The 10,349-nt window shown below is 67.5% G+C and carries 11 protein-coding genes; 6 read left to right on the top strand and 5 right to left on the bottom strand.

Annotated features, from left to right (window positions below):
• Positions 1–14: 14 nt before the first annotated feature.
• Positions 15–815: an endonuclease domain-containing protein gene (locus tag H7K34_RS21420; RefSeq protein WP_264064040.1), complete on the top strand. Its 801-nt coding sequence runs from the start codon at positions 15–17 to the stop codon at positions 813–815.
• 40 nt (positions 816–855) lie between these two features.
• Here the strand turns inward: H7K34_RS21420 and H7K34_RS21415 are convergent, their stop codons facing one another.
• From H7K34_RS21415 to glnX, 3 genes are read right to left on the bottom strand one after another with little or no spacing between them, the layout of a single operon-like run.
• Positions 856–3,129 (bottom strand): serine/threonine-protein kinase PknG, encoded by a 2,274-nt coding sequence (locus H7K34_RS21415; protein WP_264064039.1) that lies wholly within the window; start codon positions 3,127–3,129, stop codon positions 856–858.
• Positions 3,129–4,106, bottom strand: coding sequence for a glutamate ABC transporter substrate-binding protein (locus tag H7K34_RS21410; RefSeq protein WP_264064038.1), 978 nt, complete (start codon positions 4,104–4,106; stop codon positions 3,129–3,131). The genes H7K34_RS21415 and H7K34_RS21410 overlap by 1 nt, the downstream gene beginning before the upstream one ends.
• Positions 4,106–5,425 (bottom strand): protein kinase G-activating protein GlnX, encoded by a 1,320-nt coding sequence (gene glnX / locus H7K34_RS21405; protein WP_264064037.1) that lies wholly within the window; start codon positions 5,423–5,425, stop codon positions 4,106–4,108. Before glnX ends, H7K34_RS21410 begins: the two co-directional genes overlap by 1 nt.
• 132 nt (positions 5,426–5,557) lie before the next feature.
• On the opposite strand from glnX, the gene H7K34_RS21400 reads away from it, so the two are divergent.
• Complete coding sequence (locus H7K34_RS21400) at positions 5,558–6,190, top strand: NUDIX hydrolase (protein ID WP_264064036.1); 633 nt, start codon at positions 5,558–5,560, stop codon at positions 6,188–6,190.
• Here H7K34_RS21400 and thiE read toward each other — a convergent pair.
• The gene (gene thiE, locus H7K34_RS21395; protein WP_264064035.1) at positions 6,162–6,833 is read right to left on the bottom strand and encodes a thiamine phosphate synthase; all 672 of its coding nucleotides are present in this window, start codon (positions 6,831–6,833) and stop codon (positions 6,162–6,164) included. The genes H7K34_RS21400 and thiE overlap by 29 nt on opposite strands.
• 154 nt (positions 6,834–6,987) lie before the next feature.
• Here thiE and thiO point away from each other — a divergent pair, with 154 nt between their 5' ends.
• The 4 genes from thiO to H7K34_RS21375 are packed head-to-tail and all read left to right on the top strand — an operon-like array spanning position 6,988 to position 9,728.
• A complete protein-coding gene (thiO, locus tag H7K34_RS21390; RefSeq protein WP_264064034.1) occupies positions 6,988–8,016 on the top strand; it encodes a glycine oxidase ThiO in 1,029 nt (342 codons plus the stop codon).
• Positions 8,016–8,213, top strand: a complete 198-nt coding sequence (gene thiS, locus H7K34_RS21385; RefSeq protein ID WP_264064033.1) for a sulfur carrier protein ThiS — start codon at positions 8,016–8,018, stop codon at positions 8,211–8,213. Before thiO ends, thiS begins: the two co-directional genes overlap by 1 nt.
• Positions 8,206–8,964 (top strand): thiazole synthase, encoded by a 759-nt coding sequence (gene thiG / locus H7K34_RS21380; protein ID WP_264064032.1) that lies wholly within the window; start codon positions 8,206–8,208, stop codon positions 8,962–8,964. The genes thiS and thiG overlap by 8 nt, the downstream gene beginning before the upstream one ends.
• Positions 8,961–9,728, top strand: coding sequence for an SGNH/GDSL hydrolase family protein (locus H7K34_RS21375; RefSeq protein ID WP_264064031.1), 768 nt, complete (start codon positions 8,961–8,963; stop codon positions 9,726–9,728). Before thiG ends, H7K34_RS21375 begins: the two co-directional genes overlap by 4 nt.
• Before the next feature lie 3 nt (positions 9,729–9,731).
• Here the strand turns inward: H7K34_RS21375 and H7K34_RS21370 are convergent, their stop codons facing one another.
• Complete coding sequence (locus H7K34_RS21370; RefSeq protein WP_108926004.1) at positions 9,732–10,250, bottom strand: serine/threonine protein kinase; 519 nt, start codon at positions 10,248–10,250, stop codon at positions 9,732–9,734.
• Between the last annotated feature and the right edge of the window lie 99 nt (positions 10,251–10,349).

Here is a 10,349-nt window from a genome sequence, read left to right as displayed (position 1 = left end):
GCGAGTGTTCGCTAATGCCGTACCTGGGAAAACCGTTCATTGGGAGCGAGGCGCTAGTGCGCGGCGCGTTGAGCCGCCATCAACTACGCACGCACTACCGCGCGCTGCTTCCGAATGTCTACTTATCGCAGGACGCCGAGATATCGCTGGAACGGCGCATCATCGCGGCGTGGCTGTGGTCTAAACGCCGCGGAACCATCGCGGGAGCGGCCGCCGCGGCCTTGCATGGTTCGCGGCTGACGCGGCGCGAGACGTTGCTGGACAACGAAATACAGCTCATCGACGGGCTCAACGTCACCACTCCGGAGCGAACCGCGTTCGATATCGGCCGGCGTGGGGCTGTGCACTCGGCGGTCGCACGACTTGACGCGCTAGCTCGGGCAACGGGCGTCAAGGTAGACGACGTGTTGAGGATCGTCGCGTGCCACCCGCGTTCACCCGGAATTCGTCGCCTGGAGGCGGCGCTGGAACTGATGGACGGGGGTGCTCAGTCGCCGAGGGAGAGCTACCTGCGGCTGCTGCTCATCGATGCGGGCCTGCCTCGGCCGCAGACACAGCTACCCGTGCTCGGCCTGGACGGGATGCCGGTCGCCTACCTGGACCTGGGATGGGAGGACCGCTTGGTCGCCGTGGAGTACGACGGCGACCAACATCGCGCGAATCGCCGGCAATACGTCAAAGACATTCGGCGTCTCGAGATGCTCGAGCAGATGGGCTGGATCGTCGTCCGGGTTGTCGCGGAGGACCGGCCCGCTAATGTCCTGCGTCGGGTCCGTGCCGCGCTAGCCGCATCGACTGTGCGCCAGGGGTTTTAAGTGTGCGCTCAGGGCGCCGTGGACGCACACTCGGAGCAAGCTAGAACGTGCTGGTGGGCCGCACGTTGTTGGCCATGTCGACGAGCGTGTAACGATGCCGCTGGGTGGGCGCCACCCGGGCCAGGCTGCGCAGCGATGCCTCGACGCCGAGCCGCAGCCCGTGCTGGGTGAACGGGAAGCCGAGGATGTGGTTGGTACTGGCCTGATTGGCTTCCAGCCAGTCCATCGCACCGCCGAGCACAAGCGCGCGGATCTGCAAGACGCGCGGCTCGGTGGGCGGCAGTGCCTCGACCCGTCGGGCGGCGTCGCGGATCTGCTCCTCGCTGATTTCGTTGGTCGACCGGCCGGACAGCAGCGTCACCGCACTGGTCAGCCGCGCGGTGGTGAAATGCCGTGAAGTCGCCGGCACTTCGTCGAGGGTGCGCACCGCATTCCGTCGATCACCTTCGGCCGAAAGGGATCTCGCCAACCCGAAAGCCGCGGAGATCGCGCCGTCGTTGGTGCGCCACACCGTTTTGTAGAACTTGTCCACGTCGACGTGGCCCGCCAGTTCGCCGGTGGCGGCCAACGCCAATTTCGGGGCCGGCTCGCCGGGGAAGAAATCGAGCACCTCGGTGAAATGTTTGATGGCGGAGTCATAATCGCCAGTGAGCAACTCGGCAACGGCCCGGAACCACACCAGCCGCCAGCGCCAGCCCACCCGCTCGGCCAGGTCGTCGAGTTTGCGGGTGGCCTTGGCGACGTCGCCGAGGTCCAGCAGCGCGCGGACCTCCATCAGTGGCAGCTCGACGGACTCGGACACGTCGATGCCTTCGGCGGACAGTGAGCCGTGCCGGGCTGCACGCAACGAGTCAAGGGTCTGCACCGGCTGGGAGAGCACCGTCGCCTGCAGCACCGGGGCGGCGACGTCGGTCGGATCGACCAGCGGCACCGACAGCGCGGTCACGATCTCTCGGGCGGTCAGCTTCTCGGAGTGCACCTGCCCGTCCTGATACACGTCGGTGTGGGCGACCGACAGATCCACGCCGAAGGTGGAGCGGCTCGGACTGAACAGCGTCGACAGGCCGGGCCGGGGCACCCCGGAGTCCTGGGCGACCACCTCGCGCAGCACACCCATCAACTGCGCCGACATCTCTTCGGCGGAGCCGAAGCGGCGCCGCGGGTCGGGGTCGATGGCGCGGCGCAGCAGCCGGCCGAACGAGTCGTAGGTGGACAGCACCGGGTCGTCTTCGGGCAGCCCGTCCACGTAACGGCCATTGCGGGTGCGCAGATTCAACGTGAGCGCCGCCAGAGTGCGCCCCACCGTATAGACGTCGGTGGCGATCGTCGGGCCGGTGCGCACGATCTCCGGCGCTTGGTAGCCGGGTGTGCCGTAGAGATAGCCGAACGAGTTCACCCGCGACACCGCGCCCAGGTCGATCAGCTTCAGCTGCTCTTCGGTGAGCATGATGTTCTCCGGCTTGAGGTCGTTGTAGACCAGGCCGATGGAGTGCAGATAACTCAGCGCGGGAAGGATTTCCAGCAGGTAGGCGATGGCCTCGGCGACTTTGAGCCTGCTGTCCTTCTTGCCCCGCTTGAGCGACTGACCGCCGATGTACTCCATCACGATGTAGCCGACCGGAGCACCGTGCCGGTCGGTGTGCTCGACGAAGTTGAAGATCTGCACGATCTGCGGGTGCACCACCTCGGCGAGGAACTGCCGTTCGGCCATCGCGATCGCTTGAGCTTCGGCGTCACCGGAATGCACCAGGCCTTTGAGCACCACCGGGCGGTCGTTGACGTTGTGGTCGACGGCCAGGTACACCCAGCCCAGCCCGCCGTGTGCAATGCAACCCTTGACCTCGTACTGGTGTGCCACGGTATCGCCGGGACTCAGCTGGGGCAGGAACGAATACGGACTACCGCAGGACGGGCATTTGCCCTCCGAGGCGCCCTTGCCGTCGCCGCGGGACCTGCCCACGGGTTTTCCGCAGTTCCAGCAGAACCGCTTGGCCTCCGGCACCATCGGGTTGGTCATCAGGGCTTCGACCGGGTCGATGTCGCGCATCCGGCGGATTTCGACCAGCCCACCGCCGAGCTGCCGAGTGGGCGGCAGCACCCGGGTCCCCACGGTCTTGCGGTCTTGCGGTTCGGTGTCTAGGCCGCCGAGCGAGATGTGCGGCAGGTCGTCGTCATCGTCATCGTCGTCCCAGTCGGGACGGAAGAGTGCCTGGGTAGCAAACGCGCGTCCCGTCGTCGCACCGGTCTGTACGTCGGGCGCGTCGGTGCCGGGCTCCAAGTCCTCGGAGCCGGTGACGTCTTCGGCCTCTGCCATCAGTCCACATACCTTGGTACGGGCGGGGCGGGCGCCGGGCCGAGGACCGTTAACCACTTGCGGTACAACGTATTCCAGGTTCCGTCTCGGCGGATGCGGTCCAGCGTGCCGTTGACGAACCGGACCAGCCCGGTGTTGTCCAGGTTGGTCCCGATGCCGTAGGGCTGGGTGGCCATGTTCGGTCCGACGATGTGCAGATACGGGTCCTCTTCGACCAGCCCGGCCAGAATCGAATCGTCGGTGCTGACAGCGTCGATCTCGCGCTGTTGGATCGCCACCAGGCAGTCCGCCCAGTTCACCACCGAGACGATGACCGGGGGCGGGTCGATCTGCCGGATTCGGTGCAACGACGTGGTACCCCTGGCCACGCAGACGCGCTTGCCGGACAAGTCGGTTATTTTTGCGATCGGCGAGTCGCGCGGGGCCAGGATGCGCTGGTTGGCATCGAGGTAGACGGTGGAGAAGTTAACCTCCTTGCGGCGGTCGCAGGTGATGGTCATCGTCTTGACGACGATGTCGACATCGGAGTGCTGCAGCGCGGTGATGCGTTCGTCGGACGACAGGATCCGGTACTCGACATGTGACGGGGCGCCGAAGATGTCACGGGCGATCTCACCGGCGATGTCGACATCGAAACCGGTGATCTCACCGGTGATCGGGTCGCGGAAGCTGAACAGATTGCTGCCGATGTCGAGCCCGACGATCAGCCTGCCGCGGGCCCGGATGTCGGCCACCGCGGCGTCGGCCTCGGGCTTGGTGGCGAAGGGGCGCAGGCTGGCGGTCGCGTTGCAATCCTCACTCGTCGCGTCGGGCGGCAGTGCCGGTTCCGGCGGCAGTTGCTGCATGCCGACCGGGGTGGGCGGCGGCAACGTTGGCGCGGTCGCCACCGTCAGCGATTCGGTGCGCCCGCAACCCGCCAGCACGATCGCCGTGGCGAGCACGGTGCACGCCCTGCGGATCCTGGGCAGACGGCTCATCACCGATACTCTTTCAGCCGCGGCCACAGGCCCAGGGCGACCGCGATGGCGGCACCCAGACTGAGCACCACGCCGCCCACCTGAGCGCCGGACAGGCCGCTGCGCGCGTTGACCACGTCGTTGCGCAGGTGGGTACGGCTTTGGGTCATGGCCTTGCCCAACTGATCTTCCAGCTTGTCGAACGCCGGGGTCGAGTCGTCCTCGGCGCTACCCAGTGCGATCTGAGTCGCGGCGCGGTAGTTACCGACCGAAATGTAGGAGTTGATCCGGTCGTTGGCCTGCCGCCAGCGGACCAACAGCTGGTCGGCGCCTTGCAGATCGGCTTTGTCGACGGCATCGGTGCGGGCCATGTAGTGGTTGATCTGCTCATGCATGTAGTCGATGCGCTGGTAGAACGACTGCTTGCGGATCTGCTCATCGCCGCGCCGGATCAGCGACAGCGTCTCGTCGGCGCGGGCTTGCTGCGCGGTGATCGCCACGTTGGTGACGGTCTTGAGCGACGCGGCCGCCGTGTCTTTAGCGCTACGGCTGGCGGTCGTCGAGATTGTTAGCGCAGTTCCGACCCACACCACCATGACGAGAATACCGAGCGCGCCCACTACCAGGCCCGGATTGATTCGTCGCCTGGTGCGCCGGGCCAGCCAGCGATGCGAGAACAGACCGAACACCACCGTGGTGGCGACGACGAGGATCACCGGGGCCGGGAAGTGCGTGGACGCGGTGGTTTCCGAGTCCACCCGCGCTGATGTCGCCTGATAGAGCTGCGCCGCGTCGGGCAGGATCGTGGACTGCATCAGGCCCGACGCTTCCGACAGGTACGACGACCCGACCGGGTTGCCTTCCCGGTTGTTGGTCCGCGCTATCTCGATCAAGCCCGTATAGACCGCCAGCTCCGCATTGATCTTGCCGAGCAGCTGCACCAGCGCCTCGTCGGTCAGCCCGCTCGAAGCTCGGGTCACGGCGACCGCCGCGTCGGTGATGGCCTGTTCGTAGCGCATCCGCACCGGCCACGGCTCGGCTTGGGCGATGAACGCCGTGGCCGCCGCGGCATCCGCCACCGACAGCGTGGTGTAGAGCCGCCCGGCCGCGAACGACAGCGGCTCGGTGTGGTTGAGCACGGTGGACAGCACCTGCTGGCGGTGGTTGATGGTGGTCGAGGTGGCGAAGGCGCTGGAGACTCCGAGCGCGGCCAGGACGATGCCGATCGTCAGGATGCGGCCCGGGGTCGTCGAGATGAACCACCAACGGGGGTGGGCCGGTTCGCCCGGCGACCGCGACCCCAGCGGTTCGGTCGTCGGGTGCGCCAGCTCAACCGTCACAACTGTTACGACCTCATCTTTCGGTCACTGGAATGCGCTGCTCGAACGTGTATAAGCGAATTCTAAGAGAATGTCGGGGCAGATGGGGGGAGGCGGACCCAATTTCGGTGATCGCCTGCATATCCTGAACGCGTGCATGGCGACGGTGACGGATGGGTGATATCCGACGGCGGCGCCCATTACTGGGGTCGATTCGGCGCCGCCGGTTTGCTGCTGCGAGCCCCACGCCCCGACGGTACCCCCGCGGTGCTGCTGCAGCACCGTGCCGTGTGGAGTCATCAGGGCGGCACCTGGGGATTGCCGGGCGGTGCCCGGGATAGCCACGAAACCCCGGAGGAGACGGCCGTTCGCGAAGCGCACGAAGAGGCCGGTCTACTCGCCGAGCGCCTCGCGGTGCGGGCGACCGTGGTCACCGCCGAGGTTGCCGGGCTCGCCGGTACGCACTGGACCTACACCACCGTCGTCGCCGACGCCGGCGAGTTGCTGCACACGGTGCCCAACCGGGAAAGCGCCGAAATGCGCTGGGTCGCCGAGGACGAGGTGGTCGATTTGCCGCTGCATCCGGGTTTCGCCGCCAGCTGGGAGCGGCTGCGCACCGCCCCGGCGCTGGTTCCGCTGGGGCAGGGCGACGAACGGCGCCAGCACCTGCCGCGGACCCTGGAGATCGAGACCGGGGTATTCGTCTGGTGCATGCCGGGTGATGCGGACCAGGCGCCGTCGCAACTGAGTCCCCGCATCAGCTCGCTGCTACAAGCGCTGACCTGAGCCGGCCGGCCGCGGCCCGCGGGTCTTCGGCCGCGGTGATCGCGCGCACCACCACGATTCGCCGGGCGCCGGCCTCGAGCACTTCGGGCAGCCGTTGCGCGTCGATGCCGCCGATCGCGAACCACGGCTTGCCGGTCGCAAGGGAGGTGGCCGCGCGGACCAGGCTCAGGCCCGGGGCGGTGCGGCCAGGTTTGGTGGGTGTCGGCCAGCACGGGCCGACGCAGAAGTAGTCGGCTGTCCCGCTAGCCGCCGCGGCTGCCTGGTCGGAATCGTGGCTGGACAGGCCGATCAGCGTGTCCGGCCCGGTGATCTCGCGGGCCACGGCCGGCGGCAGGTCGCCCTGTCCCAGGTGCAGCACGTCGGCGCCGGCGACCCGGGCAATGTCGGCGCGGTCGTTGACCGCGAACAGCGCGCCGTGCCGACGGGCCGCGTCCGCGAGGATCTCGCAGGCGGCCAGCTCGTCGCGGGCCTCCAGCGGGCCGAAGCGCTGTTCACCGGCCGATCCCTTGTCGCGAAGCTGGATGATGTCCACCCCACCGGCCAGCGCGGCATCGGCAAACTGGGCCAAATCACCGCGCTCGCGGCGCGCATCGGTACACAGATAGAGCCTGGCGGTGCTAAGTCGGGTAACAGGATCGTGCACACCGCGACGCTAGCGCGCTAGCGTAGAACACGAACAACTAAGACACGGGAGTCCCGAGCGCTCTGCGGGGCTGAGAGTGGGCACAGCCGGACCAACCGGAGCTGTCCTTACCGTCACACCTGATCCGGATCATGCCGGCGAAGGGAGGCCAAGGATGCCTACGAACGCGTTGGGCCCACCGGCGGGGTGTTTGGCCGTCATCGGTGGGGGAGTGATCGGGCTGTCAGTGGCGCGCCGCGCCGCGCAGGCCGGATGGTCGGTGCGGGTGCACCGCACCGGCGAGCAGGGCGCGTCCTGGGTCGCCGGTGGCATGCTCGCCCCGCACAGCGAAGGCTGGCCCGGCGAAGAACGCCTACTGCGGCTGGGCCTGGAGTCGCTGCGACTATGGCACCAGGGCGGTTACCTGGATGGGCTGCCGCCCAAGGTGGTCACCGCCCGGGAGTCCCTGGTGGTGGCCGTCGACCGGGCCGACGTCGCCGACCTGCGCACGGTCGCGGATTGGCTGGCCGGCCAGGGGCATCCGGTGGTGTGGGAGCCGGCCGCGCGTGACGTCGAACCCCTTCTGGCGCAAGGCATCCGACATGGCTTCCGGGCGCCCACCGAACTCGCCGTGGACAACCGCGCGGTCCTCGACGCGCTGGCGGCCGAATGCGAACGGCTCGGAGTTCAGTGGGCACCACCGGCGCATGACCTGTCCAGGGTCTCCGGCGATGCGGTGGTGATCGCCAACGGCATTGACGCGCCGGCGCTGTGGCCGGGCCTGCCTCTGCGCCCGGTGAAGGGCGAAGTGCTGCGGCTGCGCTGGCGAAAGGGCTGTATGCCATTGCTGCAGCGTGTGATTCGCGCAAGGGTGCACGGGCGTCAGGTGTACGTGGTGCCGCGGACGGACGGGGTGGTGGTCGGAGCGACGCAGTACGAGCATGGCCGCGATACGGCCCCGGTGGTGTCCGGCGTACGTGACCTGCTCGACGACGCGTGTGCGGTGCTGCCGGCGCTGGGCGAGTACGAGCTCGCCGAGTGCGCCGCCGGGCTGCGGCCGATGACCCCGGACAACCTGCCCCTGGTGCAACGTCTGGACGAGCGAACTCTGGTCGCCGCGGGGCACGGTCGGTCGGGCTTTCTGCTGGCGCCGTGGACCGCCGAACAGATTGTGTCCGAACTTGTTCCGGTAGGAGTCCGCTGATGATGGTGGTAGTCAACGAAAGTGCGGTCGAGGTCGACGGGCAGACCACCGTCGCCGGGCTGCTGGAGTCGCTGGGCTTTCCCGAACGCGGCATCGCGGTGGCGATGGACGACGCCGTGCTGCCACGGTCCAGTTGGACCACAAAGCTTTTCGACGGTGCTCGGCTCGAGATAGTGACGGCGGTGCAAGGTGGTTGATTCCAAGTTAACGATCGCCGACCGCAGCTTCACCTCGCGGCTGATCATGGGAACCGGTGGAGCGACGAGTCTGGCGGTACTGCAGGAGGCGCTGACCGCCTCGGGCACCGAGCTGACCACCGTCGCGATGCGCCGGGTCGACGCCGAGGGCGGTACCGGGTTGCTGGACCTGCTCAACCGGCTGGGTATCACGCCGCTGCCCAACACCGCCGGGTGCCGCGGCGCGGCCGAAGCGGTACTCACCGCCCAGCTGGCCCGCGAGGCACTCAATACCAACTGGGTCAAACTCGAAGTGATCGCCGACGAACGCACACTGCTGCCCGATGCGGTCGAATTGGTCCGGGCAGCAGAACAACTGGTCGATGACGGATTCGTCGTGTTGCCCTATACCAACGACGACCCGGCGCTGGCGCGCCGACTGGAGGACGCCGGTTGCGCGGCGGTGATGCCGTTGGGCTCGCCGATTGGAACCGGCTTGGGCATCACCAACCCGCACAACATCGAGATGATCGTCGCTCGGGCCGGCGTTCCGGTGATTCTCGACGCCGGCATCGGCACCGCCAGTGACGCTGCGTTGGCGATGGAATTGGGTTGTGACGCGGTGCTTTTGGCCAGCGCGGTGACCCGGGCCACCGATCCGCCCGCGATGGCCGCAGCGATGGCTGCCGCGGTGACCGCCGGCTATCTTGCGCGACGTGCCGGGAGAATCCCGAAACGCTTCTGGGCGCAGGCATCCAGCCCCGACCGATGAAACGGTATGTAGCGCTCGGAAGTTCGATGGCTGCCGGCCCCGGGATCCAGCCGCACGCCCCCGACGCTCCCCGCTGGTCGGGCCGGTCGGCCCGCAACTACGCCCATCTGGTCGCCGAACGGATGAACTTCGAACTGGTCGACGTCACGTTTTCCGGTGCGACCACCGCCCATCTCCTGGCCGATCGCCAGCACAATGCGCCGCCCCAGATCACCGCGCTGGACGGCTCGGAGGACTTGGTCACCGTCACGATCGGCGGCAACGACGTGGGCTACGTTCCGCTGCTGATGGCTGCGGCATTGCCGCGGCCGGCCCGGCGGCTACCGTTGCTGGGCGCGCGAATAACCGAGCTGCTGGACCGCGACGCGCGCGAGCAGGCACTGGCCGAACTATCCGATTCCTTATGTGCGGTAGGAAAAGCGGTCCGCGAGCGCGCTCCACGCGCACGGGTCTTCTTGGTCGACTACCTGACGATACTGCCGCCCGCGGGCTCGCCCGCAGATCCGATTTCGGATGCGGATGCCGACCTGGGCCGCCACCTGGCGACCACCCTGGAGCGACTCACCGCCGACGCGGCAGTGGCAACCGGCTGCGAGGTCATCGGCGCTGGCGCGGCCAGCCGCGATCACCACGCGTGGTCGGCCGAGCCGTGGACGACTATTCCGGCCAAATATGTTGTGCCGCTGCCAGGTCGGCCAGCACCGCTACATCCCAACGGCGCGGGGATGCGTGCGGTCGCGGAGTTGGTGTCAGCTCAGCTCTGACGATCAGCCGTTGGACTGCCACCACTTGTACAGGGACGCCGTGTCGCCGTTGGACGCGCGGACGAAGGCCAGCACGTTCTTGGAATCGACCGTCCAGAGCACCTCGGCCTGGCCCGAATCCGTCCCGCACGCAACTTGTCCGGCCGAGTCGGAACTGCCCTGGTGCCATGTGGTGGGCGACTTGGCGTCTCCGCAGTTGGTAAGGGTGTCGCTGCTAATGAGCTTGGTGAACGAGCTTGCTGTGTCGGCGCTGTTGGCGAACAGGAAGTACTTGCCGCCCATCGGACCGGTGGAGTCGGCGCTTTGCCCACACTGCAGCACCGCGACCACGGTGGCGGTAAAGGAGCCTTGTACTTCGGACACCGCCTGCGACGAGCAATTGCTGGTGCTGTAGCCCTTCGAGAGTGCGCTTAAGAGTGTGGCGTTGTTGTCTGCCGTCGCGGTGCCAGTACCGACGCAGAAAAAACTGGCCGTGATCACTGCGGCCGCCGCGGCGCGCAGGGTTTTGGTCGGGTAAGACATCCTCGACTCCTGACATTCGGGTAACCGCCCAGAAGGCTGCGCAGACGTCATTTGTCTTTGCCAGGATTATCGTAGGGCTAAACCACGGCTATGCAACCC

Origin of the sequence: Mycobacterium montefiorense, from assembly GCF_025823255.1 — a bacterium.
GTDB lineage: Bacteria > Actinomycetota > Actinomycetes > Mycobacteriales > Mycobacteriaceae > Mycobacterium > Mycobacterium montefiorense.
This window is presented reverse-complemented; position numbering and strand designations above follow the sequence as displayed.

What these genes read in the sequence shown, in the direction of transcription:
- H7K34_RS21420 (WP_264064040.1), top strand. Translation starts at nt 15, where the DNA reads ATGCCGTACCTGGGAAAACCGTTCATTGGGAGCGAGGCGCTAGTGCGC.
- H7K34_RS21415 (WP_264064039.1), bottom strand. Translation starts at nt 3,129, where the DNA reads ATGGCAGAGGCCGAAGACGTCACCGGCTCCGAGGACTTGGAGCCCGGC.
- H7K34_RS21410 (WP_264064038.1), bottom strand. Translation starts at nt 4,106, where the DNA reads ATGAGCCGTCTGCCCAGGATCCGCAGGGCGTGCACCGTGCTCGCCACG.
- thiO (WP_264064034.1), top strand. Translation starts at nt 6,988, where the DNA reads ATGCCTACGAACGCGTTGGGCCCACCGGCGGGGTGTTTGGCCGTCATC.
- thiS (WP_264064033.1), top strand. Translation starts at nt 8,016, where the DNA reads ATGATGGTGGTAGTCAACGAAAGTGCGGTCGAGGTCGACGGGCAGACC.
- H7K34_RS21375 (WP_264064031.1), top strand. Translation starts at nt 8,961, where the DNA reads ATGAAACGGTATGTAGCGCTCGGAAGTTCGATGGCTGCCGGCCCCGGG.
- H7K34_RS21370 (WP_108926004.1), bottom strand. Translation starts at nt 10,250, where the DNA reads ATGTCTTACCCGACCAAAACCCTGCGCGCCGCGGCGGCCGCAGTGATC.